The sequence below is a fragment of the Stenotrophomonas sp. YJH_SMC_130 genome (assembly GCF_059369035.1).
This window is the reverse complement of sequence record NZ_JCAFSH010000026.1, coordinates 1-26,212: the sequence shown is the minus strand read 5'-3', so window position 1 is coordinate 26,212 and position 26,212 is coordinate 1. Positions and strand designations below refer to the sequence as shown.

Sequence of the window (26,212 nt, the reverse complement as noted above, 5' to 3'; positions counted from 1 at the left end):
GTCCGTGTAGGCTTGGCAGCCGCTTGCTCGTGTGCGCTTTCCTGCGCACACGGCAAGACCGGGGTTGGGCGTCCTGCCCAACCCGCCCGAGGCATGCCTCGGGCCCATGCGGCTGACACCCCGCACTCCGACACCGCCCCACCTCTGACAGATTCCGTGTGCTGTCGGTAGGTGTCGACCTTGGTCGACACATCTGTCAGATATCGAATGGGTCATCCACGCATGGCGTGGATCTACTGTGTCGACCAAGGTCGACACCCACCAGGGCAATGCGTCGTTCCGACAGATCGCGAAAATCTGTCGAAGGCGGGGTGGGTCCGGTTGCGGGGGCGTGAGCCGCATGGATGCGGCGACCGAGCTTACATGGACGTACTTGCAGCGTCCCCCGCAACCGGACCCACCCCGCCAATCCACGGAATGCCAGCTTTTGCTTTTGCTGTTGCTGTCGCTGTCGAGGCTACCGGCCAGCGGCCGGCACTACCGCAGGTGCAGGGCTGCAAGCCCTGCCAAACACCCCTCAACCTTCGCAGTTGGCGAACACGTCGCGGTCGCGCTCGTACAGCGCCGTCTTAACCTGCATCAGGCCCAGCACCGACGGGAACAGGTTGTCGTGGTCGGTATAGGCCGCCGAACGCTTGCGCACGCACTGCAGGTCCAACCCACGGCTGCTGGCGAAGCCCGGCGAGAACCACATCGTCATCGGTACGCGGGTCTGCTCGGCCGGTGCGATCGCATACGGCACGCCATGCAGGAACAGGCCCTTCTCGCCCAGCGATTCACCATGGTCGGACAGGTAGATCATCGCCGTGTCGTAATCCTGCATGCCCTGCAGGGTAGCAATGGTCTTGCTCAGGAAATGATCGGTGTACAACACCGCGTTGTCATAGCTGTTGGTGATCTCGTCGCGCGAGCAGCGGCCGATGTCACGGGTGTCGCAGGTCGGGGTGAAGCGGCGGAACGCGGGCGGATAGCGCTCGAAGTAGGCCGGGCCGTGGTTGCCCAGCTGGTGCAGCACCACGACCCGGTCGCCGGGCTTGGCCCGCACCTGGGTGGCCAGGTCCTGCAGCAGGATCTCGTCCATGCAGCGGCCATCGGCGCACAGGCCGGGTGTGGTGGCGTCGGACAATGACTGGAAGTCCAGGCCCTCGCACACGCCCTTGCAGCCGGACTGGTTGTCACGCCACAGCGGCGCGATGCCGGCGCGGTTGAGTACGTGCAGCAGCGACTGGTGCGCACGGATCTTCTTCTCGTCGTAGTCGTGGCGGCCCCACGGCGAGAACAGGCACGGCAGCGAGACCTCCGTGCTGGTGCCGCAGGAATGCATGTCCGGGAAATTGATCACGCTGGCCTGCGCCAGTTCCGGGGTGGTGTTGCGGCCACCGTTGAGGCCCCAGTTCTGCGCACGCACGGTCTCGCCCATGACGATCACCAGCAGGCGCGGCTTGCTGGCCGGCGCTCGCGGAGTGGCCTTGGCGTCGGTGCCGATCGGCAGCTTCGGTGCGCGCTGCACCGGGTTGTCGCCACGCAGCGCACGCGGCATGCCCAGCAGCACGTTGGCCGGAGTGGCGAGGTAACGCACTTCGCGCTGGTTGCGCATCAGTGCCGAAACGTCCTGGAACGAGATCAACGCGCCGCCGACGGCAGTCACCGCCGACACCACCAGGAAGCCGAGGCGCCACAGCAGGCTGCGGCCCCAGCTGCGACGGCGCAGCTGCACGCGCCACAGCACGATCATCGGCAACACGGCCAGCAACAGGACCGGCCACAGCAGCGACACGGTCATCAACTCGCGGCTTTCCTTGGGGTCCGTCGCCAGCACGTTGCGCAGCATGTCCGCATCCAGGTAGATGTGGTAGCGGCTCATGTAGTGCGCGGCGAATGCGGTCACCAGCAGCAACAGGCTGATCACCACCTTGGCGTTCCAGCGCCAGACCAGGATGCCCAGCAGCACGCCGTGAGCACCCAGCAGCAACAGCAGCAGCGAAAGCGCGTAGCGCAGGCTGCCTGGATGGCTGGCCATCGCGCTGTGCCAGAACAGGCCATTGCCGGCCACCGCGAAGAACAGGCTGGTCAGCGCGATCAGCGCTTCGGTGGACAGCTGCGGCCGCCAGTGGCGCAGACCCGCAAGGGCGGGGAGGCGGGCGGGCCGTTGGACCGATGCGCTCATGCGTTGGCCTCCTGACGGTTGGCATGGTTCAGTTGACGGTGTGTCAGGACGCGCTTGACGATCAGATAGAGGCCGAGCGAAAGCAGCCAGCAGATCAATGCAGTGGCGACGTCATGCGAAAGGAAATGCGCTCCGCGCAGCTGCTGGCTGATGCCGAACACCAAACCGGCGCCGAGGCCGATCCACAACCCGGCCCAGCGCCACGACGGGCGCCATAGCAGGGCGAAGTAGTACAGGCACAGCCAGGCGTAGCCGGCACTGGCGTGCCCGGCCGGGAAGCAGGCCTGCGCGGCCATGCCAGCGGGGCGTGCGGTGAAAAGCCCGATAAATGGCTGGTGGCCGCCGTAGCGCAGCAAGTCCCAAGGGCATTCCATCGGCACCAGCGACTTCAGCAGGGAGATCACGCCGGTGCCCAGCGCCAGGGCAAGTACGACATAAAGCAGCGCCCACCGCAGGGTGTGATCGCGTCCTTTACGCCAGTGATGGAAGCACAGCAGGAGCACGACCAGCGCCGCCGCAGTGCTCAACCATTTACCGGCCTTGTGCACGACGCTGCGGGTGATCCAGGCGTCCTGTAGCACCCATCGGCTGCCCTCAAGGCGGAACAGGTGATCGGCCACCCACTGGTCGCCGCCGAACCCCATCAGCAGCGCAAACACGGGCAGACCGATTGCGACAGGCAGCCAAAAGTGAGTTACGGCGAATCTTGACGCCAGTGGCGATGTCGCAAGCGGCGCGATCGAATCAAGGGGACGAACGGGCATGCTGAGGGAAGGCGGGTTCGGGAATCCGCAGCCATGCTCGTCACCTGCATGTCGGAGAAGGGTCGGACGCTCGTTCGCGCCGGGTTAATGATTTCCCCGGCACGAGTCAACGTTCAGTCTTCTTCGGCGGTCGAGCCGGCCCGTTCGGCGTGGCATTGCGGGTCCCAGGCCGTACCGGGAAGCAGTTGCCAACGATTCCTGTTGGCCATGCCGATGTCGATCACCTTGGCCGGATCCACGCAGGGACTCATCGCCTCGTCCAGCACCAGCAGCCAGCGCTTGTCCGGCGCTTCGGCGAGCCAGGGGCCGGCATCGTGCCATTGCTCGGCCCAGGGCCGCTTGAAGCCGAACTCGCGTACCGGGCGGTCAGCCTGCAGCAGGTTCTGCTCGCGCCAGGCGACCAGCGCCAGTTCGGCGTCCGGACCGATCCGCGCGCCGACGCGGCGCATCAGCGCCGATGCCGACGCGTAGGGATCCAGTGCCGGGATCAGCACCAGGCCGTAGAGCATCCACAGCATGCCGTGGGTCAGCAGCACCAGTGTCGTGGCGCGGCGCACCCGCAACCAGACGGCCAACGTGGCCAGCGCGATGGCGAAGGTCAGCAGGCCGTCACCCAGCACCGGCAGCAGCGTATCGGGCATGGCCCGGCGTTCCAGTTGCGCCAAGGCCCACGGGTGCTCGGTCATCAGCATCACGCCGAGCACGCCGGTGGCCAGCATCAGCACCACGCTGTAGCCGAACAAATAGCGGCGCACGCACAGCCGGCGCAGCAAGCCCGGCAACAACGGCGCAACCGCCAGTGCCATCGCAGGCAGCATCGGCAGCACATAGACCTCGCGCTTGCCCGGGCTGGCACTGAAGAACACCAGCACCAGCAGCGCCCAGCCCAGCAGCAGCCACTGCCGGCGGTCGCCCCGGCGGATGCGGCGCCACCACGGCTTGAACAGCAGCGGCAGCAGCAGGCTGCCCGGCAGCCACAGGGTCAGGATCACCTGCAGGTAGTACCAGGCCGGTTGGCGATGGTGCCAGGCGTTGGCATAGCGGGTACCGGTCTGCTTGAACAACAGCTCATGCGCGTAGGCCTGCAGTTCGGCGCTGGGCGTGTGCAGCAGGGCCCAGCCCAGCGGCGCAAGCCACACCGACACGCCCAGCAGGAAGGCCGGGATCAGCCACAGCAGCGTTGCCGGGTGTGGGCCGTCAACGCTGCGCCCGCGGCGACGCTGGTACAGCCACCAGCCGAACCACGGCAGGACCATCAGCAGCGGCAGGAAACCCACGCCTTTGGTCACCGTGCCGAGGCCAGCGGCGAACCCCGCCAGCCACAAGGCAGCCAGGTTGCGGCGTTCGCACAGGTGGCGCATCAAGCCCCACAGGGCCACCGTGGTCATGCCGACCAGCACCATGTCGATCTGCGCGCGCTTGGCCATCAGGCCAAACTGCAGGGTGCAGAACAGCGCCGCCAGGGCGTACAGGGAATGCCGCGGTGACCACAGTCGGCGTGCCAGATCCGACACCAACCACAGGCTGAGCACGGCGCCCAGCAGCGACGGCAGCAGGAACGACCACTGCCAGCTGCCGACGATCTCGTAGGCCGCCGCCTGCAGCCACATGAAGACCGGTGGCTTCTCCGCATACAGCTCCACGCCCCGGTGCGGCAGCAGCCATTGCCCACTCTCGACCATGGTGCGGGCCGCCAGCACGAAGCGCGGCTCGTCCGGTGGCTGCGGCTGCCGAAGGCCGATCCCCGCTGCCAGCGCAGCAACGATCAACAGCCACAACAGGGGCAGGCGCCAACGGCGGGGCAGGGCTACGGGCACGGCAGGCTCCGGGAGCAAAAACGGCCATTCTGAGGTGGCGGGGGTTGGAAAAGCGTCAGAGGAGGCCGGGACGACCGCATTCCGACATGGGCAGCGCTACCATGGTACGAACTTCCGTGGATGTTTCGTGCATGCGTCTGTTGGTGATCGAGGACAACCGCCAGCTGGTGGCCAACCTGTTCGACTACTTCGAGTCGCGCGGGCACGTGCTCGACGTGGCCCCGGACGGCATCACCGGCCTGCACCTGGCCGGCAGCCATCCCTACGACGCGGTGATCCTGGACTGGATGCTGCCGCGCATGGAGGGGCCGGAGGTGCTGCGTCGCCTGCGCGCCGAGCAGGCTTCGGAGGTGCCGGTGATCATGCTGACCGCGCGCGACGAACTGCCGGACAAGATCACCGGCTTCCGCGCGGGTGCCGACGATTACCTGACCAAGCCGTTCGCCCTGCCCGAGCTGGAAGTTCGGCTGGAGGCGCTGCTGCTGCGTGCGCAGGGCCGGAACCCGCGCAAGCGCCTGCAGGTGGGCGACCTGGTGCTGGACCTGGCGACCCTCGAAGCCCAGCGGGGTGGTCAGGTGCTCCACCTCTACCCGGCCTGCCGCAAGCTGCTGGAGGTGCTGATGCGCGCCAGCCCCGGTGCGGTCACCCGCCAACAGCTGGAGTTCGCCCTGTGGGGCGACGAGCCACCGGATGGTGACCTGCTGCGCTCGCATGTCTATGAGCTGCGCCGCAGCGTCGATGGTCCGTTTGCCGACAAGCTGATCCACACCCTGCCGCGGGTTGGTTACCGCCTTGCGGTGACCGCGGCCGCCGATGCAGGCAAGGGTGATGATGAAGGCGCGTAGGCCGGGCCCGCTGTACCGGCGCGTGGTGTGGTGGTTGCTGGGCTACCTGGCCCTGCTGTCGATCGCTGTGTTCAGCGTCGGCAACTACGTGCACGAACACGCCGAACATGCCGCCTGGCGCGCGCTGCTCAATTCCGAACTGGACAGCATCGTCGAGCACGTCGAGCATGAACCGCACTATCGCTGGCAGGATTCGGACACGCTCAGCCTGTACCGCTTCGATGCAGTCAACCTGCCTGACAGCCTGCGTACGCTGCATCCGGGCCTTCACGACGGCGTGATGATCAAAGGCCGGGAGACGGCGGTGATGGTGCGCGAGACCCGGTCGATGGGACGGGTCGCGCTGGCGCTGGACATCTCCGATTTCCATGACCTGGAGCAGTTCGCCACGCGCTGGGTGATGCTGGCCGGGGTGATCATGATCTTCGTCACCGTGCTGATGGCGTCCTTCGGCATGGAACGCATGGTGCGCCCGTTGAGCCTGCTGGCCCAGCACATCGGCGCATTGCGGCCGGGCGTTCAGGGCCAGCGCATCGAGGTCGACCCGCGCGGCAGTTCCGAGCTGCACACCATCGCCGATGCGCTGAACGACTACCTGGACCGCAACGAGCAGTTCGTCGAGCGTGAGCGGGTCTTCATCAGTACCGCCAGCCACGAACTGCGCACGCCGATCGCAGTGATGACCGGTGCAGCCGAGCTGGCGCTGGAGCAACCGGGCCTGCCCGAACGTGCCCGCCAACAGATGCAGCGGGTGCTGCGCACGGCACAGAGCGTGGAGCAGCTGATCGAGCTGCTGCTGGTGCTGGCGCGTGATCCCGCGCGCCTGGCCGCACGTGCCGAGCGCATCGCACTGGACCAGCTGCTGCCGGAGATCGTCGACGACCATCGCTACCTGCTCGGCGACAAGGACCTGAGCATCGGCATCCAGGCTGCGCCGGTGGATATCGTCGCGCCGCTGGCGGTGGTGCAGGCGGCGATCGGCAACCTGCTGCGCAATGCCATCGAAAACAGCGGCCGCGGCCATATCGAGCTGCAGCTGAGTTCGTCGGCGGTACTGACCCTGCAGGACCCCGGGCACGGGATGAGCCCGGAGGAGATCGCGGCGATCCACGCGCGCATGGCCCGCGGCGAGCGTGCCGATCGAGGCAGTGGCATCGGCCTGGATCTGATCGCGCGGCTGTGCGAGCACCTGGGCTGGACGCTGCAGTTGCAGCCCCGCCAACCGCGCGGGACGCGTGTCACCCTGGACTTCGGCGCTTCGCGCCCCGCTTGATCGGACGGCCGACCTGCTCCGCGCTGCGGCATGACCCGACGTGAAGACAGTGTTAATCTCGACCTGCGCCGCTTCATGCGGCGCTTTTTTTTCCCGCTCCTTCGATCGACAGAGGATCCCATGCCGACCGAACCCGCTACTGCCCTGATCAGCAACGATATCGTTGGACTGGGCCTGATTGCCGCCACCCTGGCCCTGATCTTCTGGGCCGCCAGTGGTCCGACCCCGCTGTTGAAGAAGATCTTCGCCTGGGTGCCGGCACTGCTGCTGTGCTACTTCATCCCCGCCATCTACAACACCGCCGGTGTCATCGATGGCCACAACACCTCGCTGTACAACCCGGTCGCGCGTGACGTGCTGCTGCCGGCCGCGCTGGTCCTGCTGACGCTGTCGATCGACCTCAAGGGCGTCATCAAGCTGGGGCCGAAGCTGTTGCTTGTGTTCTGTGCCGGTACCGCTGGCATCATGCTCGGTGCGATCGTCTCCTTCCAGCTGATGAAGCTGATCCATCCGGAAACGGTGGCCGGTGATACCTGGGCCGGCATGGCCGCGCTGGCCGGCAGCTGGATCGGTGGCGGCGCCAACATGGTCGCCATGCGCGAAGTGTTCGGCACCGATGCCACCACCTTCGGGCAGTTCGCCGTGGTCGACGTGGCCTGCGCCAGCCTGTGGATGGCGATCCTGCTGTTCCTGGCCAACCGCGCGCAGCAGATCGACACCCGCAACGGGGCCGATACGCGCGCCATCGACGAGATGAAGGCACGCATCAGCGCCTACGAGGCACAGAACGCGCGCATTCCCAGCATGACCGACCTGATGGTGATCGTCGGCGTGGCACTGGGTGGCGTCGGCCTGGCTCACGCCATCGCCGCACCGCTGTCGGGCTGGTTCAAGGCCAACGTCAGCTGGGCCAGCCAGTTCAGCCTGGACAGCCAGTTCGTGTGGGTGATCCTGCTGTCCACGGCGATGGGCCTGGGCCTGAGCTTCACCCGTGCGCGCCGGCTGGAAGCCGCAGGCGCTTCGCGGTTGGGCACGGTGTTCCTGTACTTCCTGATCGCCTGCATCGGCATGCAGATGAACCTGCTGTCGCTGCTGGATCGGCCGTGGCTGTTCCTGCTCGGCGCGATCTGGATGGCTACGCATGTGCTGGTGCTGTGGGTGGTGGCCAAGCTGCTGCGCGCGCCGTTGTTCTTTTTCGCGATCGGTTCGCAGGGCAACATCGGGGCGGCCGCCTCGGCTCCCGTGGTGGCCGCGGCCTTCCATCCGACGCTGGCGCCGGTGGGGGTGCTGCTGGGGACGGTGGGCTATGCCACCGGTACCGGGTTGGCCTATGTCACCGGCCTGATCCTGAAGTGGATGGCCGGCGCCTGAGTTCTGACCGGACGTTCCTGTTGCGGGTTCGCGGCGTGCGCCGCGAACCCGCTCTGCCCGTGTAGGGCCGAGCACGCGCTCGGCCTTCTTTTGCCTGCGAAAAGGCCGTCCCGGCCCTCAACAGCAGCGGCCACCATTGCGTCCGCCGTAGCGCGCTTCCTGGCGCTCGCGGAAGAACGTCTTGTAGTCCATCGGCTCCTGGTCCGGATGCTTTTCCAGCATATGCCGGACGTAGTTGTCGTAATCAGGAATGCCACAGCACAGTCGTGCGGTCTGCACCAGGCGCCGCCAGATGCGGCGGTGCGCCTGGTACTGGCCGGCGGGAACCAGTTGCGTACTCATCACAGATCCACCATTTCATGCGGCTTCAGCGCCACGTAAGGGGTCTCGCGGTCGCTGCGCTGCGGATTGCGGCGTGCCGCCAGGATGGTCTTGATCGAATACACCAGGACTGCGCCCACCACCAGCAGGAACAGCGCGGTCAGGCCGGTATTGACGTAGGCGTTGACCACGATCTGCTTCATCTGCGCCACCGACTTGGCCGGCGCCGTGATCGTGTCGCTGGCGAGCGCGGCCTGGAACTTGTGTGCCTGTGCCAGGAAACCCTGCGCCGGGTTGCTGTCGAAGATCTTGATGAAGCCGGCATAGGTGGTGCAGATCAGCAGCCACACCGCCGGTACCGCAGTGACCCACGCATAGCGGTCGCGCTTCATCTTGAACAGCACTACCGTGCCCAGCATCAGCGCGATACCGGCCAGCATCTGGTTGGAGATGCCGAACAACGGCCACAAGGTCTGGATGCCGCCGAACGGATCGACCACACCGGTGTAGAGCAGGTAGCCCCACAGCGCCACGCAGCCGGCGGTGCCGATGATGTTGGCGGTCCACGACTCGGTCTTCTTCAGCGCCGGGACGAAGTTGCCCAGCAGGTCCTGCAGCATGAAGCGTCCGGCACGGGTGCCGGCGTCCACCGCGGTCAGGATGAACAATGCTTCGAACAGGATCGCGAAGTGGTACCAGAACGCCATCATTGCGTCGCTGCCACTGGGGATCGCTTCGTGCAGGATCTGCGCGATGCCCACCGCGAGTGTCGGTGCGCCACCTGCACGATGCAGGATGGTCGGCTCGCCGATCGCCGCCGCGGTCGCGGTCAGCTGCTCCGGCGTGATGGTGAAGCCCCAGGTGTTGGTGATGTAGTGCGCCGCCGACGCCGCATCGGCGCCGATCACCGCCGCCGGGCTGTTCATCGCGAAGTAGATGCCTGGATCGATGATCGAGGCCGCGACCAGCGCCATCACCGCCACGAACGATTCCATCAGCATGCCGCCGTAGCCGATGTAACGCATGTGCGCTTCATTGGCCAGCAGCTTCGGCGTGGTGCCGGAGGAGATCAGCGCATGGAAACCAGAGACCGCACCGCAGGCGATGGTGATGAACAGGAACGGGAACATGCCGCCCTTCCACACCGGGCCGTCGCCACTGGCGGCGAACTGGGTCAGCGCCGGCATCTTCAGTTCCGGCATCACGATCAGGATGCCGACGGCCAGCGCGATGATCGTGCCGATCTTGAGGAAGGTCGACAGGTAGTCGCGCGGGGCCAGCAACAGCCACACGGGCAGCACCGATGCGACGAAGCCGTAGCCGATCAGCATCCAGGTGATCTGGGTGCCGGTGAACGTGAACGCCGGGCCCCACACTGGGTCGGCGGCGACCTTGCCGCCGTACCAGATCGCGGCCAGCAGCAGGATCAGGCCGACCACCGAGATCTCGCCGATCTTGCCGGGGCGGATATAGCGCATGTACACGCCCATCAGGATGGCGATAGGCATCGTCGCGATTACCGTGAACATGCCCCACGGGCTTTCGGCCAGCGCCTTGACCACCACCATCGCCAGCACCGCCAGGATGATGATCATGATCAGGAACGCACCGAACAACGCGATGGTGCCAGGTACCTGGCCCATCTCTTCTCTTACCAGGTCGCCCAGCGAACGGCCGTTGCGACGGCTGGACAGGAACAGCACCATGAAGTCCTGCACCGCACCGGCCAGCACCACGCCCACCACCAGCCACAGCAGTCCAGGCAGGTAGCCCATCTGCGCGGCCAGGACCGGGCCGACCAGCGGGCCTGCGCCGGCGATGGCGGCAAAGTGGTGGCCGAACAATACGTGCTTGTTGGTCGGCACGTAGTCCAGGCCATCGTTGTTGATCACCGCCGGCGTGGCCCGGGTCGGATCCAGCTGCATCACCCTGTTGGCGATGAACAGGCTGTAGAAGCGGTAGGCCACCAGGTACAGCGAAACCGCGGCGACGACGATCCACAGCGCATTGATGTGTTCGCCGCGGCGCAGGGCCACGGTGCCCAGACAGAAGGCGCCGAGCAGGGCGAGGGCCGCCCAGCCTATTTTGGAAAACCCTTTCATGAGGTGCTCTCTCCCGGAAAGACAGTCAAAGAGTCCCGCGTGCCCTCGACAGGGTCAATTGGCACAGGACGAATCGGCGGTAGTACTTTGGTCGTACGCTTGTTGTGCTGACGTGCAGCGAACATCAGGGATGGAACAATCGGTTGCGGCGCCGTCCATTGGCGTGTGGCCGTGCGGCGTCCATCTTCAGTGGCATCCATCCAACAGGAGTCGCCATGAGCTTTCCCGAACCGGTCCGCGTGCTGCGGACCATCCGTGGCATGCCCACCTCCGACGGTGCCGGCGTGCGCCTGACCCGCGTCATCGGTGGCCCGACGCTGCCCGACCTCGATCCGTTCCTGCTGCTTGATGAATTCGGCACCGACCGCGCCGAGGACTACATCGCCGGTTTCCCGGAGCATCCGCACCGCGGATTCGAGACCGTCACCTACATGCTCGACGGGCGCATGCGGCATCGCGACAACCATGGCAACGAAGGCCTGCTGACCCCGGGCAGCGTGCAGTGGATGACCGCTGGCCGCGGCCTGGTGCACTCGGAGATGCCCGAGCAGGAAAGCGGGCAGATGCGTGGCTTCCAGCTGTGGGTGAACCTGCCGGCAAAGGAGAAGATGACCGAGCCGAAGTACCAGGAGTTCGCGCCTGAGCGGATTCCCGTGGTGCACCCGGAAGCGGGCGTGGAGGTGAAGGTGATCGCTGGCACGGTCGATGGCACCCGCGGCCCGATCGTGCAACCGGCCACCGACCCGCTCTACCTCGACATCACGTTGGCGCCCGACCGTGCCTGGACCTACGCGCTGCCGGAAGGGCACAACGCCTTTGCGTATGTGTTCGAAGGTGGCGTGACTGTGGGTGAGCAGGACGCCGCGCGCGACGTCGCTCGCCAGGAACTGGCGGTGCTGGGCGGTGGCGAGCAGTTGCACATCTCGGCCGGCAATGAAGGCGCGCGCCTGATCCTGGTGGCTGGCCGTCCGCTGCGCGAACCGGTGATGCGCCACGGGCCGTTCGTGATGAACACGCGGCAGGAACTGATGCAGGCCTTCGTCGATTTCCAGGAAGGCAAGTTCTGACGTAGTACCGGCCGCTGGCCGGAAACTGCCTCGCCTGGAGGCGGATCGGGGTGCCGGCCAGCGGCCGGCACTACCGTTGGATCGGGTCGCGCCGCGGGGATGCTGCCAGGCAGTCATCCCCGTCATCCTCAGCGCCCGGCGGCCACGGCCGACGGGGTCAGGCTCATGCCCTGCGCCAGCTGTTGCAGTGACCCCAGCTCCTGCGCGCTGTCCGGATACAGCGAAATCTGCGCGTAACGCCCCTTGTCGAGCTTGACCACGCTGATGCGCCGTTCGGCATACCCCGGCGGTTGCTGGCCGCCCAGGTCGGGCTGGTACCAGTACAGCGATTCACCGCCGAAGCTGCCTTTTTCCTGCCGCAGCGAGCGGTTCAGCGGAATGGACGGGTCACGCGCGCTGAGCATCAGGCTCAGCACTTCCCGGCCATCAGGGGTGCTGGCGCGGCAGACCAGGAAATCGGCCTGCACCTGCTGCTGCCACTGCAGACCGCTGCTGGCCGGTAGCGAAGGACATTCGGACGGCGCCTGCGCGGCGGCGTGGGCCGCAGCGAAAAGCAGGCTCGACAACATGACAGGCACGAACTTCATGCATCCCCCAAGGTGATGAATTGGTTGGCTTCGCCAGCAGAGCCGGCGACCATGGCATCCCATCCCCGGACGCCCCCCATCCGGCATGTGCACGGACGGTCAACTCAACCTTAACGGAACGTGAGCAATCGCACAATTCGCGGTTGCAAGCGCAACCATTGCGGCCGAGGGTCGGCCGCAATGGTTGCTGCGGGGATCAGCGGTCGTTGCCGATCCACTTGTAGATCAGGCCACCGATCGCGCCACCCAGCAACGGGGCGACCCAGAACAGCCACAACTGGCTGACCGCACCGCTGCCGGCGAAGAAGGCCACGGCCGTGGAGCGGGCCGGGTTCACCGACGTGTTGGTGACCGGGATGCTGATCAGGTGGATCAGGGTCAGCGACAGGCCGATCGCCAGCGGGGCGAACCCGGCCGGTGCCTTGCCGTGGGTGGAACCCATGATCACGATCAGGAACACCGCCGTCAGTACCACCTCGCACAGGAAGGCGGCCGCAACGCTGTAACCACCGGGCGATAGCGCGCCATAGCCATTGCTGGCGAACGCTCCGGCCTGGCTGCCGTCGATGGCGAAGCCACTGGCGCCGGAGGCGATCTGCAGCAGGATGAAGCCGGCCAGCAGGCCGCCGGCGACCTGGGCGATGATGTACGGCACCAGGTCCCTGGTCGGGAAGCGACCACCGGCCCACAGGCCGACGCTGACCGCCGGATTGAAGTGCGCACCGGAGATATGGCCGAACGCATAGGCGCCGGTCACCACGGTCAGGCCGAAGGCGAGCGCCACGCCGAGGAAGCCGATACCCAGCGGATTGCCGTCACCACCGAACTTGGCGGCCAGCACCGCGCTGCCACAGCCACCCAGAACCAGCCAGAACGTGCCGAGGAATTCGGCGGACAAGCGTTTACCCATGCTCATGTGTTGCACTCCTTTGACGGTCGAAAGTGTGATTTATGTCACATTTCAATGATCAGCGGGTGACTGTAGCGTCAACGCCGGGTGCAGGAATACACCCTCGGCTGTGTGCAACACGCGATGCTCAGTACTGCGGCAGCGGGATGAACTCCTTGTCGTCGCCGGGGATGGTGCCGAAGCGACCGGCTTCCCAATCGTGCTTGGCCTGCTCGATACGCTCCTTCGAGCTGGACACGAAGTTCCACCACAGGTGGCGCGGGCCATCCAGCGGCTCGCCACCGAACAGCATCGCCTTTACCGGTGTCTTTGCGCGCAGGCGGCCGCGTGCGCCGGCTTCGGGGATGACCAGGTGCTGTGCGGGGATGTCCACGCCATCCAACTGCGCATCGCCCTCAAGGATGTACAGCGCGCGCTCGCGGTGGCCGTCGTCGATGTCGATTTCCGCGTCCGCGTCCAGATCGATCGCCACATTGAGCGTATCGGCGAACACTTTCACCGGCGATTCCTCGCCATAGGCGCGGCCAGCGATCACCCGCAGCCAGGCGCCGTTGCGGCGCTGCTCGGGCAGGGTGGCCGCGGCATGGTGATAGAACGCCGGCTCGATTTCCTCGTGCGATTTCGGCAGCGCGACCCAGGTCTGCATGCCGTGGATCGGGTTGTCATGGTCGCGGTCCGGTTGCGGTGTTCGCTCGGAATGGGCAATGCCGCGACCAGCGGTCATCCAGTTGACGTCACCGGGACGGATCACCTGGTCCGATCCAAGTGTGTCGCGGTGGCCGATCGCGCCCGACCACAGGTAGGTGACCGTGGCCAGGCCGATATGCGGATGCGGGCGCACGTCGATGGCGGTGCCGGGGTGCATCAGTGCCGGGCCCATCTGGTCGACGAACACGAACGAACCGATGCTGCGGGCCTGCAGGGTGGGGACGGCGCGACGGACTTCGAGGCCGCCGATGTCGTGCACGCGCGGAGCGATGATGGTGGTCATGCGGGCGTTCTCGCTGGCAGGGATCAGGCGATCAGCATCGCATGCGGCTGTGACGGGGACATGCCTCGTATGGGTAACAGGGTGTTCCAGCCAACGGCGCAGCCCCTCGTGGCTGGTTGCTTGGTCGCTGACGGCACAAGCACAAGCCGTGCTTGGCCGGGCGGGGTGGGTTCGCGGGGGACGCCGTGAATCCGTCCGTGGAGGCTTGGCCGCGGCATCCATGCCGCGGACACCCCCGCGAACCCACCCCGCCCGGCCCCTGACAGTTTCCGTGTGCGTCCAGCCACGGAGAAGAAAAAAAGAAAATCAAGATCAAACGCCGGTCGCTTCGCTCGCGTCCACGCGTGGTTCAAGCGTTTCGACCAAGGTCGACACCTACCAGCCATCGCAGTTCACCAACCGTCACCGGGAAACTGTCTGGGTGGGGCGGTGTGGGCTTGCAGGACCGTTGGCGCCATAGATGGCGCCATCGAGCCCCCATGGGTGAGGGCGCTTTGCTTGCGAAGCACTGCTTTGCAAGCGCCCGAACGCACAGCCGCCAGCGGCTGGGCCGGACCGCGGAGCGGGGTTTACGGCGTGTCCTGCCTGCCCACACCGTCCCGCCCAACAAACAGAAAAGCCAGAGCCGGCTGTTGCTCCGGCTCTGGCTTTGGCTTTTGCTTCGGCGGTTGCCTCTGCGGGTGCCGGGCCGCAGGCCCGGCCGATGAACTCAGACCACCGGTTCGCGCAGGACGGGGTTGTCCCAGCCCGGGCGCGGGGCGAAACGGTCGCCGTGGCGCTGCTGCAGCGCCTTCAACCGCTCGACGATCACATCGGCACCGACCGCACGGATGTGCTGGATCGGACCGCCGCGGAACGGAGCGAAACCGGTGCCGAAGATCACGCCGGCATCCAGCAGGTCCGCATCGGCCACCACGCCTTCGTGCAGGCACGCCACTGCCTCGTTCAACAGCGGCAGGATCAGGCGGTCTTCCAGGTCGGCCGGGGCCTGGTAGTCGCTGGCCACGTCCGGCTTCTTCGGCTTGCCGTTTTCCCAGGTGTAGATGCCCTGGCCATCCTTCTTGCCACGCTTGTCCGGTTCCACCGTCTGCAGCGCGGCCGGAATCTGCAGGCCCAGGAACGGCGCCAGTTCGCGGCCGACACCGGCGGCCACGTCCAGGCCGACGGTATCGATCAGTTCGATCGGGCCCATCGGCATGCCGAACTTCACGGCGGCCTTGTCGATCACCGGGCCCGGGATGCCTTCGGCGTAGGCGGTGGCGGCTTCCAGCATGTACGGGAACAACACGCGGTTGACCAGGAAGCCCGGGCTGCCGGCCACCGGCACCGGGAACTTGCCCAGCGCCTTGCAGAACGCGGCCAGGCGGCGCTCGGTCTCCGGCGCCATGCCATCGTGGTGGATGATTTCCACCAGCGGCATCTGTGCTACCGGGTTGAAGTAGTGCAGGCCGGCGAACTGCGCCGGGCGCTGGATGTGATCGCGCAGTTCCACCAGTGGAATCGACGAGGTATTGGTGGTCAGCAGGGCGTCCTGCTTCATCTTCGGTTCCAGCGTCTGGTACAGCGCACGCTTGGCTTCCGGGTTCTCGATGATCGCCTCGATCACCAGATCCGCTTCGGCAACCCCATTGCCTTCCAGGTCGGCACGCAGGCGTGCGGCCACGGCGGGGCGCTTGCTTTCGTCGCGCACCTTCTTGGCAAACAGCGCCTGCGCGCGTTCCATGGCCGGGTCGATGAAGCGCTGCTCGCGGTCCTGCAGGGTCACCTCGAAGCCCTTGTAAGCGGCCCACGCGGCGATGTCGCCGCCCATCACGCCGGCGCCGACCACGTGCACGTGACGGATGCCGGAATCACCACTGCCCAGGCCCTTCAGTCGCTCGGTGAGGAAGAAGATACGGATCAGGTTGCGCGCGGTCGGTGTACTGGCCAGCTTCACCACGGCGCGCCGCTCGGCGTCCAGGCGGGCCTGGATCGGCTTGCCGCCACTGCGTTGCCAGGTGCTGATCAGCGCGTACGGCGCCGGGTACTGGTCCTTCTTCGCCTTGCGTGCGACCTGCTTGACCATCTGCGGCGCCAGCAGCCTGCGCGCCAGCCAGGTGTTGGTGGCCCACGCCGTCGCGCGCTGCTTGAACGGGCGGGTGGTGCCGGACAGCGCCAGCGCGACGGCGGTGTCGAGCACCACCGCTGGCGCCACCACCTTGTCGACCAGGCCGATGCCACGCGCGGCCGAGGCCGACAGGGTGCGGCCGGTCAGCATCATGTCCATCGCCGCCGGTGCACCCACCAGTTGCGGCAGGCGGGCGCTGCCGCCCCAGCCCGGGAAGATGCCCAGCTGGGTTTCCGGCAGGCCGATGCGGGTGCTGCTGTCATTGGACGCCACGCGGTAGCGGCAGGCCAGCGCCAGTTCGGTGCCGCCGCCCAGGCAGTGGCCGTGGATCGCCGCAACGGTGGGGCAGGGCAGCTCGGCCAGCTTCTGATAGGTCGCCTGGCCACGACGGATCGCGTCGTTGACAGTGCCACGACGGTCGAATTCCTGGAACTCCTTCAGGTCGGCACCGGCAATGAAGCCGGCCTTCTTCAGTGACTGGACCACCACGCCTTTGGGTGGGTCCAGCGCGATGCGCTCAAGCAGGTCGCCCAGCTCCAGCAGCACGTCCTGCGACATCGCGTTGACGCTGCTGTCCTGACGATCCAGGGAGAGAACCACCACGCCGTCGTCGCGGATCTCGGGGTGCCAGTGGCTGAAGCGGAGACCATCGAAGCCTGAGAGCATGGACGTTCCATCCGGTTGTGTATGGAGAAGCGGCTATGATCCAGAGGTTGTTTCCCCCGCGTCAAATCCCAATAGCAGGGGAGTGGCGCCCCCGGATCCATGGCCGTGGACCGGGACGCTAACGGAACGGTGGTTAAAAGCTGGTGCGGCGCCAGGTGATCGGCGACTGAACTTTTCCCGGGATTGGCAGTCTCATTGCCCGACGTCGGTTGGGCTGACAGGAGTGCGGCCCCTCATGGCCGAGGTTGATACACCACAGGAGCTGGATCTGGAACTGGTCCGGCGCGTGCAGCACGGCGAGAGTGCCGCCTTCGATGTCCTGGTGCGCAAGTACCAGCATCGGGTGGTGGCCCTGGTCGGTCGCTACATCGCCGACTGGAGCGAATGTCAGGACGTCGCCCAGGACACTTTCATCCGTGCCTACCGCGCGATCGGGAGTTTCCGTGGCGATGCCCAGTTCTCAACCTGGTTGCATCGAATCGCCGTGAATACCGCCAAAAACTACCTGGCTTCACACAATCGACGGCCGCCGACCGATGACATCGACATCGGCGATGCCGAACAGTTCGACAGTGGTACGCGCCTGCGTGACACCGACACGCCCGAACGCGAGTTGATGCGCCAGGAGCTGGAACAGACGGTGATGAAGGCCGTCAACGCGCTGCCGGAAGAACTCCGGTCAGCGATCACCCTGCGCGAGGTGGAAGGCCTGAGCTACGAGGATATCGCGCAGAAGATGGGGTGCCCGATCGGCACGGTGCGTTCACGGATCTTCCGGGCGCGCGAGGCGATCGACACCGAACTCCGGCCGCTGCTGGACATCGGCAGCGCCACCCGTGAGAAGAGCCGCGTATGACCAGTAACCCGTTCAACGAATCGCAGAACCATCAATCGCCCGCCGGGCAGCGCCTGGACCAGCGCCATCGCGAGCAGCTGTCGGCCCTGGTCGATGGCGAGCTGGGCGCCGATGAAGCGCGTTTCCTGCTGCGCCGGATGGAGCACGACCCCGAGCTGGCCGGTTGCCAGGAGCGCTGGCAGCTGCTGGGCGACGTGATGCGCGGGCAGGCGTCGGCACTGGCTCCGGCCGGGTTCAGTGCCGCCGTGGCTGCCGCCATCGCGGCCGAGCCGGCGCCACAGGCCGAGCCGCGTCGCCAGGTACGTCGCAGTGGCTGGCGGGCCTGGGGCGGCGGCGCCGCCCTGGCCGCGTCGGTGGCCGCCGTCGCGCTGTTCATCGGCGGCGAGAAACTGAAGGAGGCCACGCCGGGTGAACCGCTGGCGCCGCAGGTGATCGCCAGCCAGGCGGAACTGCCGCCGGCGCCAACCGCGCCGGCCCCGGTGACCGAAGCATCGGTGGATGCCGCCGCGATGGCCGTGGCGGCGGCGCCGGCTGTGGCGATGGCTGCCACCAGCCGTCGCCAGGACGCCCGCCGCGCCAGTGCAACCCGCAGCCAGCAGGCCGCGCGTGCCGCCCAGCGCGATGACGCTCCGCAGCGCGCCATCGCCGCCCTGCAGGCACCGCTGGCTCCGGCCGTACCGGCCAACGCCAACCACGACCTGCCATTCGGTGAGGTCGGCGGGCTGCAGGCCCGGCCGTGGCCGCGCTCCAGCCTGGCGCCGACCGCGGGTGGTGCGCTCAATGCCAGTTTCCCGGCCCGCGCCGGCGGTGCCGCGTTCTACCCGTTCGAGCCGCGCCTGCAGGACGACCTGCCGGTGCCGCCGCGCCCGCGCGACTGAGCCGGGCGCCTTCACGCCCCGCCGTCGGCGGGGCCCGTATTCCTCTTTCCATCCGACCCGGAGGTTGCCGTCCGATGACTCCCCGACTTCGCACGCAGGCCATTGGCCTGCTGGCCCTGACCCTTCCCCTGGTGGCCTGCGCGCAGGCGCCGGCGCCTGCCGCCCCGGCCCAGCCTGCGCCGGCCGCGGCGCCGCGGGCGCCTGCACAACCGCTGGTCAGTGGCTTGCCTGACTTCACCAACCTGGTCGAACAGGTCGGCCCGGGCGTGGTCAACGTCGACACCACCATCGTCCGCAACAACCGCCAGGCCTCGCGCGGCCCGATGGGCGACGATGACATGCCGGAGTTCTTCCGCCGCTTCTTCGGCCCTGACTTCCCGATGCCGGGGCAGGGGCCGGGTGGGCAGGATGGCGGTCCCAGCATCAAGGGGCGTGGCATGGGATCGGGCTTCATCATCTCGCCCGATGGCTATGTGCTGACCAACTACCACGTGGTGGCCGACGCCAGCGATGTGAAGGTCAAGCTGGGCGACAGCCGCGAGTTCACCGCCAAGGTGGTGGGCAGCGACCAGCAGTACGACGTGGCCCTGCTCAAGATCGATGGCAAGAACCTGCCAACCGTGCGCGTGGGCGATTCCAACACCCTGAAGCCGGGCCAATGGGTTGTCGCGATCGGCTCGCCGTTCGGCCTCGACCATTCCGTTACCGCCGGCGTGGTCAGCGCCGTCGGTCGCAGTACGGGGGGGCCGGACCAGCGCTACGTGCCATTCATCCAGACCGACGTGGCGATCAACCAGGGCAATTCCGGTGGGCCGCTGCTGAACACCCGCGGCGAAGTGGTCGGCATCAACTCGCAGATCTTCTCGGCCTCCGGTGGCTACATGGGCATCAGCTTCGCGATCCCGATCGACCTGGCGATGAGCGCGGTCGAGCAGATCAAGAAGAGCGGCAAGGTCACCCGCGGCCAGCTCGGCGCGGTGGTCGAACCGATCGATTCGCTGAAGGCGCAGGGACTGGGCCTGCCAGACAGCCGCGGCGCGCTGGTCAACCAGATCGTGGCCGGCAGTGCGGCCGCCAAGGCCGGCGTGCAGGTGGGCGATGTCATCCGCTCGGTCAACGGTAGCGCGGTCAACAGCTGGTCCGACCTGCCGCCGCTGATCGGTGCGATGGCGCCGGGCAGCAAGGTGAACCTGGTGGTTTACCGCGACGGCAAGCCGCATGAGCTCAGTGCCACGCTGACCGCACTGAGCGAGGACGGGCAGGCCAATGCCCGCGGGCCGTCGGCTGGCGGTGGCGAGGCGGCTCCGCAGACCGGTGCCAACGCCCTGCTGGGGCTGGATGTCAGCGACCTGAACGCGGCCCAGCGCAAGCAGTTGGGGCTCAACGGCAATGAAGGCGTGCGCATCACCGGGGTCAAGGGCCAGGCGGCACGCGATGCCGGCCTGTCGCCGGGCATGGTGATCCTGCAGGTCGGCCGCACTGCGGTCGGCAGCGTGGATGCCCTGAACCGGGCGTTGTCCAGCTTCAAGAAGGACGACGTGGTGATGCTGCTGGTCCGCACGGCCAACGGCAACAGCGCCTTCGTGGCGGTGAAGGCCGGCCAGTAAGGCTCCTGCCGGGGCCGCTTCGGCGGCGCCGGCGCGGCCCCCGAAGCCCCGCCCCGGCGGGGCTTCGGCCGTTCTGGCCCCGGCCCGATGAGGCAGTTTTCGCGGCCGGGCGCCGGGCATGCGATAATCGACCGTTACCCTGACGACGCCGCGCGCCGCCGCCACCTATGTCTTCTGATTCGATGCGGAACATCCGCAACTTCTCCATCATCGCCCATGTCGACCACGGCAAGTCCACGCTGGCCGACCGCATCATCCAGCTCTGTGGTGGCCTGCAGGCCCGCGAGATGGAAGCGCAGGTGCTCGACTCCAATCCCATCGAGCGCGAGCGTGGCATCACGATCAAGGCGCAATCGGTGTCACTGCCGTACCTGGCCAAGGACGGGCAGACCTATCACCTGAACTTCATCGACACCCCCGGCCACGTCGACTTCTCCTATGAAGTCAGCCGCTCGCTGGCCGCCTGCGAAGGCGCGCTGCTGGTGGTCGATGCGGCGCAGGGCGTGGAAGCGCAGTCGGTAGCCAACTGCTATACCGCAGTGGAGCAGGGCCTGGAAGTGGTGCCGGTGATCAACAAGATCGACCTGCCCACCGCCGACATCGAGCGCGCCAAGGCCGAGATCGAGGCCGTGATCGGCATCGACGCTTCCGACGCCGTGCCGGTCAGTGCCAAGACCGGCCTCAACGTGCAGGACGTGCTGGAGGCGATCGTCCATCGCATCCCGCCGCCGGTGCCGCGCGACACCGACAAGCTGCAGGCGCTGATCATCGACTCGTGGTTCGACAACTACCTGGGCGTGGTCTCGCTGGTGCGCGTGATGCAGGGCGAGATCAAGGCCGGTGACAAGCTGCAGGTGATGTCGACCGGCCGCAACCACCAGGTCGACAACGTCGGCGTGTTCACTCCCAAGCGCAAGGTGCTGCCGGCGCTGCGTGCCGGTGAAGTGGGCTGGGTCACCGCCAGCATCAAGGACGTGCATGGTGCGCCGGTTGGCGACACGCTCACCCTGGCCGGCGATCCGGCGCCGAAGCCGCTGCCGGGCTTCCAGGAAATGCAGCCGCGCGTGTTCGCCGGCCTGTTCCCGGTCGATGCCGAGGACTACCCGGACCTGCGCGAAGCGCTGGACAAGCTGCGCCTGAACGATGCCGCGCTGCGTTTCGAGCCGGAAAGCTCCGAAGCGATGGGCTTCGGCTTCCGCTGTGGCTTCCTGGGCATGCTGCACATGGAGATCGTGCAGGAGCGCCTGGAACGCGAATACAACCTGGACCTGATCAGCACCGCGCCGACGGTGGTGTATGAGGTCCTGAAGACCGACGGCTCGGTCATCAACATGGACAACCCGGCCAAGCTGCCGCCGGTGAACCAGGTCGAGGAGATCCGCGAGCCGATCATCCGCGCCAATGTGCTCACTCCCGAGGAATACATCGGCAACATCATCAAGCTGTGCGAAGAAAAGCGCGGCAGCCAGATCGGCATCAACTACCTGGGCAGCCAGGTGCAGATCAGCTACGAGCTGCCGATGGCCGAGGTGGTGCTGGACTTCTTCGACAAGCTCAAGTCGGTCAGCCGTGGCTATGCCTCGCTGGACTACCACTTCGTGCGCTTCGACGCCGGCCCGTTCGTGCGCGTCGACGTGCTGATCAACGGTGACAAGGTCGACGCACTGTCGCTGATCGTGCACCGCAGCCACGCCGACCGCCGTGGCCGCGAGCTGTGCGAGAAGATGAAGGACCTGATCCCCCGGCAGATGTTCGACGTGGCCATCCAGGCTGCCGTCGGCTCGCAGATCATCGCCCGCACCACGGTCAAGGCGATGCGCAAGAACGTGCTGGCCAAGTGCTATGGTGGCGACGTCTCGCGCAAGAAGAAGCTTCTGGAAAAGCAGAAGGAAGGCAAGAAGCGCATGAAGCAGGTCGGCCGCGTGGAGATCCCGCAGGAAGCGTTCCTGGCCGTGCTGCAGATGGACAACAAGTAAGCCCGCACCGGCCTCGCTGGGCCGGTCGTCTGGTGACGTTGCAAAGGACCCTGAATGAAACTGTTTGAGATCCTCCTGGTCGTGCTGACCCTGGCCTCGGGCCTGATCCTGCTCGCCGACAAGCTGTACCTCGCCAAGCGCCGCGCCCAGCGCGCGGGCCTGCTCGACACCGAGCCGGTGCTGGTGGACTACTCGCGTGCATTCTTCCCGGTGCTGGCGATCGTGCTGATCGTGCGCAGTTTCATCGCCGAGCCGTACAAGATCCCGTCCAGCTCGATGATGCCGAACCTGCTGATCGGCGATTTCATCCTGGTCAACAAGTTTTCCTACGGCCTGCGCCTGCCGATCAGCAACACCAAGATCGTCCCCTTCGGCGAGCCGTCGCGCGGCGACGTGGTGGTGTTCCACTTTCCCGGCCACAGCGACAACGACCCGGCCAAGGGCGAGAACTTCATCAAGCGCGTGATCGGCGTGCCGGGTGACACCGTGGTCTTCGAAGGCGACGGCGTGATCCTCAATGGCGAACCGCTGAAGTACGACAACAAGGGCATCTATGCCGGCCACAAGGGCCAGGGCGAGGGCGCCAACCTGCTGGTCGAGCACCTGCCGGGCCGTACCCATACCGTGCTGGAGACCGACTATCCGCGTGGCCAGGGCCAGTGGACCGTACCGGCCGGCAAGTATCTGGTGATGGGCGACAATCGTGACAACAGCGACGATGGCCGCTTCTGGGGCCTGCTGCCGGAAGAAAACCTGCGCGGCAAGGCCTTCCTGATCTGGCTGAACTGCCAGGGCTGGTTCTGCAAGGATGGCTTCGAGCCGTCGCGGATCGGCTCGAGCATCAACTGAGTACCTTCACATCCAACGCGTATCTGGGGAGAACGCAATGAAGACGATGAACACGCAGCGTGGCATGACCCTGACCTCGTTCCTGGCGGTCCTGATCGTGGTGGGTTTCTTCCTTTACATCGGCATGAAGCTGTTCCCGATGTACCAGGAGTATTACGCGGTGCGCTCGGCGATGAAGAGCCTGGCCAAGGAGCCGGGTGTGGGCAGCATGGAGCCGGCCCGGATCCAGGATCTGTTCTTCAAGCGCCTGTACATCAATTACTCGGAAAACGTGAAGCCGGCCAACGTGAAGTTCGACCGTCGCGACAATGGCTGGACCCTCAAGGTCAACTACGAAGTGCGCCGTCCGCTGGTCGGCAACCTGGACGTGGTTGGCAAATTCGATTCATCCCAGGACCTGACCCGAAGCGGTGCCGAATAAACCTTTCCAACGTGGTGACCTGATCGGTCATCCCTTCCGCGACCCGGCGCTGCTCAAGCAGGCGCTGACGCATCGTAGCGCCGGTGCGCCACACAACGAGCGCCTGGAGTTCCTGGGCGACAGCATCGTCAACATGATGGCGGCCGAGGCGTTGTACCGACGCTGGCCCAAGGCTGACGAGGGCGCGATGACCCGTGCCCGCGCCGAACTGGTGCGTGAGGGCGCGCTGGCGGTGATTGGACGTAGCCTGGAGCTGGGCGAGCGGCTGATCCTGGGCCCGGGCGAAATGAAGTCCGGTGGCCACCGTCGTGATTCGATCCTGGCCGACGCGGTGGAAGCCGTGGTGGCTGCGATCTACCTGGACGCCGGTTTCGAGGCCTGCCGGGCGGTGGTACTGCCCTGGTTCAGCGCTTCGATCGAGGCACTGCCGGCCTCCGGCCGACCCGAGAAGGACCCCAAGACCCGCCTGCAGGAATGGCTGCAGGCCCGACAGAAGCCGTTGCCGCAGTATGAACTGGTGTCAGAATCCGGTGACGACCACGCCAAGCACTTCCGGGTACGCTGCAACGTAGCCGACCCGGCCGCCAGCACCGAGGGCGAAGGCGCCTCGCGGCGGCTTGCCGAACAACAGGCGGCTGCGGCCGTCCTAGAACAACTGGATTCCAAGTGAGCGAACAAACTCCCCATCATTGCGGCAGCGTGGCCGTCATCGGCCGCCCGAACGTGGGCAAGTCGACCCTGACCAATGCCCTGGTCGGCGCCAAGGTCAGCATCGTCTCCAACCGTCCGCAGACCACGCGCCATCGCCTGCTGGGCATCGCCACCTATCCGGAAGGCCAGCTGGTGCTGGTCGACACCCCCGGCCTGCACAAGGTGCAGAAGCGTGCGATGAACCGGGTGATGAATCGCGCCGCGCGTGGCTCGCTGGAAGGCGTCGATGCCGGCCTGCTGGTGATCGAAGCCGGTCGCTGGGATGAAGAGGACAGCCTGGCGTTCAACGTGCTGCGCGACGCCGGGATCCCGGTGGTGCTGGTGGTCAACAAGATCGATCGCCTGAAGGAAAAGGGCGCGTTGCTGCCGTTCCTGCAGCAGGTGACCGAGGGTCGCGACTTCGCCGCCGTGCATCCGATCTCCGCGCAGAAGCGCAACGGCCTGGAAGCGCTGGTGCGCGACGTGCTGAAGCTGCTGCCGGAAGCCCCGCCGATGTTCGGCGAGGATGAGATCACCGACCGCAGCCAGCGTTTCCTGGCCGGTGAACTGGTGCGTGAGCAGCTGATGCGCCAGCTCGGCGAGGAACTGCCCTACGCCACCACTGTCGAGATCGAGCGCTTCACCGAGGACGGCAACCTGCTGCGCATCGGTGCGGTGATCTGGGTCGAGCGTGAAGGCCAGAAGGCCATCGTGATCGGCAAGGGCGGCGCTCGCCTGAAGGAGATCGGCGCCAAGTCCCGCCTGCAGATGGAGCGTCTGTTCGGGGCCAAGGTGTTCCTGGAAACCTGGGTGCGCGTGCGTGAAGGCTGGTCCGACGACGAGGCCGCGCTGAAGGCCTTCGGTTACGAGTAAGGCGTTGTAGTCGCTTCGATGATGATCGAGGACGACACCGGCTTCGTGCTGCATGCACGGGCCTACCGCGAGACCAGCCTGCTGGTCGAAGTGTTGAGCGCGCAGCATGGCCGTATCGGCCTGCTTGCGCGTGGCGTGTCCACTGCCAAGGGCCAGGTGCTGCGCGCCGCCCTGCAGCCGTTGCAGTGGATCCGCTTCAGTGCCCAGCAGCGGGGGGAACTGGCCCAGCTGCGTGGCGCCGAGGCGCTGGATGCCGCGCCACGCCTGGTCGGGCAGGCGATGCTGGCCGGTTTCTACCTGAGCGAATTGACCCTGCGCCTGGCCCCGCGCCAGGACCCGCTGCCGGAGCTGTACCTCGCCTACGGCGAGGCGCGTGCGCGGCTGGCGGTGGGCGCTGGCCTGGCCTGGACCCTGCGCCGTTTCGAACGCGAGCTGCTGTCTGCACTGGGCCTGGGTTTCGAGCTGGACAGCGCCAGCGATGGCCAGCCGATCGACCCGGCGGCACGCTACGAACTGGACCCGCAGGAGGGTGCGCAGCGCCTGCTGAGCGAGCGCGGTGGGGAGCGCCGGGCAGCCGCCACCGGGTCGGCGCTGTTGGCGCTGGCGGCTGACGAAGAGCCGGATGCCGCCGATCTGGCCAGCCTGCGCCTGCCGATGCGGCGGGTGCTGGCCCATCACCTGGGGCCACGCGGCCTGAAGTCCTGGGAAATGCTCGAGCAGCTCGCGCCCCGCAGGTAGGGGGTGTTCGGCAGGGCTTGCAGCCCTGCACCTGCAGAGTCAACGTCAACGGCAGAAGCTGGCTATCCGTGGGGAGGCGGGGTGGGTCCGGTTGAGGGGGGCGCTACAAGTACCCCTCCGGGGCCCGGCCCAGCCGCTGGCGGCTGTGCGTTCGGGCGCTTGCGAAGCAGTGCTTCGCAAGCAAAGCTCCCTCACCCATGTAAGCTCGGTCGCCGCATCCATGCGGCTCACTGATCTGGCCCCCTGAAAACGGACGCCATGAAGCCGTTTCAGGCGGCAGCCCGGAGCTGCCGGGCGTAGTTGTTAGGCGAGTGGTAGCCCAGCGCCGAGTGTAGC

General features: G+C 66.7%; 22 protein-coding genes. 13 read left to right on the top strand and 9 right to left on the bottom strand.

What is annotated here, in order from left to right; translation table 11 throughout:
• Positions 1-517: 517 nt before the first annotated feature.
• The 3 genes from AC5P5V_RS17455 to AC5P5V_RS17445 all read right to left on the bottom strand — a co-directional run bounded on the left by AC5P5V_RS17455 (position 518) and on the right by AC5P5V_RS17445 (position 4,748).
• Complete coding sequence (locus AC5P5V_RS17455; protein ID WP_061479820.1) at positions 518-2,167, bottom strand: phosphoethanolamine transferase; 1,650 nt, start codon at positions 2,165-2,167, stop codon at positions 518-520.
• Entirely contained in the window at positions 2,164-2,931 is a 768-nt protein-coding gene (locus tag AC5P5V_RS17450) for a phosphatase PAP2 family protein (RefSeq protein ID WP_061479819.1), read from the bottom strand. The genes AC5P5V_RS17455 and AC5P5V_RS17450 overlap by 4 nt, the downstream gene beginning before the upstream one ends.
• 113 nt (positions 2,932-3,044) lie before the next feature.
• A complete protein-coding gene (locus AC5P5V_RS17445) occupies positions 3,045-4,748 on the bottom strand; it encodes an ArnT family glycosyltransferase (RefSeq protein WP_134968709.1) in 1,704 nt (567 codons plus the stop codon).
• A 131-nt stretch (positions 4,749-4,879) separates the two neighbouring features.
• Between AC5P5V_RS17445 and AC5P5V_RS17440 the strand changes: the two genes are divergently transcribed.
• From AC5P5V_RS17440 to AC5P5V_RS17430, 3 genes are all read left to right on the top strand, one after another.
• Entirely contained in the window at positions 4,880-5,593 is a 714-nt protein-coding gene (locus tag AC5P5V_RS17440; RefSeq protein ID WP_061479817.1) for a response regulator transcription factor, read from the top strand.
• Positions 5,580-6,866, top strand: a complete 1,287-nt coding sequence (locus AC5P5V_RS17435; protein WP_061479822.1) for a sensor histidine kinase — start codon at positions 5,580-5,582, stop codon at positions 6,864-6,866. The genes AC5P5V_RS17440 and AC5P5V_RS17435 overlap by 14 nt, the downstream gene beginning before the upstream one ends.
• 120 nt (positions 6,867-6,986) lie before the next feature.
• Complete coding sequence (locus AC5P5V_RS17430; protein WP_005418276.1) at positions 6,987-8,237, top strand: DUF819 family protein; 1,251 nt, start codon at positions 6,987-6,989, stop codon at positions 8,235-8,237.
• 117 nt (positions 8,238-8,354) lie between these two features.
• On the opposite strand, the gene AC5P5V_RS17425 is transcribed toward AC5P5V_RS17430, so the two are convergent.
• Both AC5P5V_RS17425 and AC5P5V_RS17420 read right to left on the bottom strand, forming a co-directional pair.
• Entirely contained in the window at positions 8,355-8,579 is a 225-nt protein-coding gene (locus AC5P5V_RS17425; protein ID WP_005410613.1) for a YbdD/YjiX family protein, read from the bottom strand.
• A complete protein-coding gene (locus AC5P5V_RS17420; RefSeq protein ID WP_061479816.1) occupies positions 8,579-10,660 on the bottom strand; it encodes a carbon starvation CstA family protein in 2,082 nt (693 codons plus the stop codon). Before AC5P5V_RS17420 ends, AC5P5V_RS17425 begins: the two co-directional genes overlap by 1 nt.
• Before the next feature lie 215 nt (positions 10,661-10,875).
• Between AC5P5V_RS17420 and AC5P5V_RS17415 the strand changes: the two genes are divergently transcribed.
• Entirely contained in the window at positions 10,876-11,727 is an 852-nt protein-coding gene (locus AC5P5V_RS17415; protein WP_053499689.1) for a pirin family protein, read from the top strand.
• A 128-nt stretch (positions 11,728-11,855) separates the two neighbouring features.
• On the opposite strand, the gene AC5P5V_RS17410 is transcribed toward AC5P5V_RS17415, so the two are convergent.
• The 4 genes from AC5P5V_RS17410 to AC5P5V_RS17395 all read right to left on the bottom strand — a co-directional run bounded on the left by AC5P5V_RS17410 (position 11,856) and on the right by AC5P5V_RS17395 (position 16,988).
• Complete coding sequence (locus tag AC5P5V_RS17410) at positions 11,856-12,314, bottom strand: hypothetical protein (RefSeq protein ID WP_032954397.1); 459 nt, start codon at positions 12,312-12,314, stop codon at positions 11,856-11,858.
• A 196-nt stretch (positions 12,315-12,510) separates the two neighbouring features.
• On the bottom strand, positions 12,511-13,230 hold the full coding sequence (gene aqpZ, locus AC5P5V_RS17405; RefSeq protein WP_057493448.1) for an aquaporin Z: 720 nt from the start codon (positions 13,228-13,230) through the stop codon (positions 12,511-12,513).
• 121 nt (positions 13,231-13,351) lie between these two features.
• The gene (locus tag AC5P5V_RS17400) at positions 13,352-14,215 is read right to left on the bottom strand and encodes a pirin family protein (protein ID WP_061479815.1); all 864 of its coding nucleotides are present in this window, start codon (positions 14,213-14,215) and stop codon (positions 13,352-13,354) included.
• Positions 14,216-14,924: 709 nt separating this feature from the next.
• Positions 14,925-16,988 (bottom strand): 3-hydroxyacyl-CoA dehydrogenase NAD-binding domain-containing protein, encoded by a 2,064-nt coding sequence (locus AC5P5V_RS17395; protein ID WP_061479814.1) that lies wholly within the window; start codon positions 16,986-16,988, stop codon positions 14,925-14,927.
• Positions 16,989-17,223: 235 nt separating this feature from the next.
• Between AC5P5V_RS17395 and rpoE the strand changes: the two genes are divergently transcribed.
• The 9 genes from rpoE (at position 17,224) to recO (ending at position 25,876) form a co-directional block, all read left to right on the top strand.
• A complete protein-coding gene (gene rpoE / locus AC5P5V_RS17390) occupies positions 17,224-17,844 on the top strand; it encodes an RNA polymerase sigma factor RpoE (RefSeq protein WP_005418256.1) in 621 nt (206 codons plus the stop codon).
• Positions 17,841-18,722: a sigma-E factor negative regulatory protein gene (locus AC5P5V_RS17385; protein WP_231352243.1), complete on the top strand. Its 882-nt coding sequence runs from the start codon at positions 17,841-17,843 to the stop codon at positions 18,720-18,722. The genes rpoE and AC5P5V_RS17385 overlap by 4 nt, the downstream gene beginning before the upstream one ends.
• Positions 18,723-18,796: 74 nt before the next feature.
• Positions 18,797-20,329 (top strand): DegQ family serine endoprotease, encoded by a 1,533-nt coding sequence (locus tag AC5P5V_RS17380; RefSeq protein WP_154351221.1) that lies wholly within the window; start codon positions 18,797-18,799, stop codon positions 20,327-20,329.
• Positions 20,330-20,511: 182 nt separating this feature from the next.
• A complete protein-coding gene (gene lepA, locus AC5P5V_RS17375) occupies positions 20,512-22,305 on the top strand; it encodes a translation elongation factor 4 (RefSeq protein ID WP_005418237.1) in 1,794 nt (597 codons plus the stop codon).
• A 54-nt stretch (positions 22,306-22,359) separates the two neighbouring features.
• Positions 22,360-23,154, top strand: a complete 795-nt coding sequence (gene lepB, locus AC5P5V_RS17370) for a signal peptidase I (protein WP_005418234.1) — start codon at positions 22,360-22,362, stop codon at positions 23,152-23,154.
• Between the two features lie 37 nt (positions 23,155-23,191).
• On the top strand, positions 23,192-23,575 hold the full coding sequence (locus tag AC5P5V_RS17365) for a DUF4845 domain-containing protein (RefSeq protein ID WP_014038086.1): 384 nt from the start codon (positions 23,192-23,194) through the stop codon (positions 23,573-23,575).
• Positions 23,565-24,245 (top strand): ribonuclease III, encoded by a 681-nt coding sequence (rnc, locus tag AC5P5V_RS17360; protein WP_061479811.1) that lies wholly within the window; start codon positions 23,565-23,567, stop codon positions 24,243-24,245. Before AC5P5V_RS17365 ends, rnc begins: the two co-directional genes overlap by 11 nt.
• Positions 24,242-25,138 carry a GTPase Era gene (gene era, locus AC5P5V_RS17355; protein ID WP_005410599.1) on the top strand — a complete coding sequence of 299 codons (897 nt, stop codon included), beginning with the start codon at positions 24,242-24,244 and terminating at the stop codon, positions 25,136-25,138. The genes rnc and era overlap by 4 nt, the downstream gene beginning before the upstream one ends.
• A gap of 18 nt (positions 25,139-25,156) precedes the next feature.
• Positions 25,157-25,876 (top strand): DNA repair protein RecO, encoded by a 720-nt coding sequence (recO, locus tag AC5P5V_RS17350; protein WP_049447075.1) that lies wholly within the window; start codon positions 25,157-25,159, stop codon positions 25,874-25,876.
• Positions 25,877-26,212: the final 336 nt, after the last annotated feature.

Bases quoted from the DNA above. Each gene is read 5' to 3' on its own strand.
- AC5P5V_RS17420 (WP_061479816.1), bottom strand. From the start codon at position 10,660: ATGAAAGGGTTTTCCAAAATAGGCTGGGCGGCCCTCGCCCTGCTCGGC.
- AC5P5V_RS17365 (WP_014038086.1), top strand. From the start codon at position 23,192: ATGAAGACGATGAACACGCAGCGTGGCATGACCCTGACCTCGTTCCTG.
- AC5P5V_RS17425 (WP_005410613.1), bottom strand. From the start codon at position 8,579: ATGAGTACGCAACTGGTTCCCGCCGGCCAGTACCAGGCGCACCGCCGC.
- AC5P5V_RS17440 (WP_061479817.1), top strand. From the start codon at position 4,880: ATGCGTCTGTTGGTGATCGAGGACAACCGCCAGCTGGTGGCCAACCTG.
- AC5P5V_RS17385 (WP_231352243.1), top strand. From the start codon at position 17,841: ATGACCAGTAACCCGTTCAACGAATCGCAGAACCATCAATCGCCCGCC.
- aqpZ (WP_057493448.1), bottom strand. From the start codon at position 13,230: ATGAGCATGGGTAAACGCTTGTCCGCCGAATTCCTCGGCACGTTCTGG.
- rpoE (WP_005418256.1), top strand. From the start codon at position 17,224: ATGGCCGAGGTTGATACACCACAGGAGCTGGATCTGGAACTGGTCCGG.
- AC5P5V_RS17415 (WP_053499689.1), top strand. From the start codon at position 10,876: ATGAGCTTTCCCGAACCGGTCCGCGTGCTGCGGACCATCCGTGGCATG.
- AC5P5V_RS17400 (WP_061479815.1), bottom strand. From the start codon at position 14,215: ATGACCACCATCATCGCTCCGCGCGTGCACGACATCGGCGGCCTCGAA.
- AC5P5V_RS17380 (WP_154351221.1), top strand. From the start codon at position 18,797: ATGACTCCCCGACTTCGCACGCAGGCCATTGGCCTGCTGGCCCTGACC.
- AC5P5V_RS17430 (WP_005418276.1), top strand. From the start codon at position 6,987: ATGCCGACCGAACCCGCTACTGCCCTGATCAGCAACGATATCGTTGGA.
- AC5P5V_RS17395 (WP_061479814.1), bottom strand. From the start codon at position 16,988: ATGCTCTCAGGCTTCGATGGTCTCCGCTTCAGCCACTGGCACCCCGAG.
- AC5P5V_RS17450 (WP_061479819.1), bottom strand. From the start codon at position 2,931: ATGCCCGTTCGTCCCCTTGATTCGATCGCGCCGCTTGCGACATCGCCA.
- AC5P5V_RS17435 (WP_061479822.1), top strand. From the start codon at position 5,580: ATGAAGGCGCGTAGGCCGGGCCCGCTGTACCGGCGCGTGGTGTGGTGG.
- lepB (WP_005418234.1), top strand. From the start codon at position 22,360: ATGAAACTGTTTGAGATCCTCCTGGTCGTGCTGACCCTGGCCTCGGGC.
- AC5P5V_RS17455 (WP_061479820.1), bottom strand. From the start codon at position 2,167: ATGAGCGCATCGGTCCAACGGCCCGCCCGCCTCCCCGCCCTTGCGGGT.
- lepA (WP_005418237.1), top strand. From the start codon at position 20,512: ATGCGGAACATCCGCAACTTCTCCATCATCGCCCATGTCGACCACGGC.
- AC5P5V_RS17410 (WP_032954397.1), bottom strand. From the start codon at position 12,314: ATGAAGTTCGTGCCTGTCATGTTGTCGAGCCTGCTTTTCGCTGCGGCC.
- recO (WP_049447075.1), top strand. From the start codon at position 25,157: ATGATGATCGAGGACGACACCGGCTTCGTGCTGCATGCACGGGCCTAC.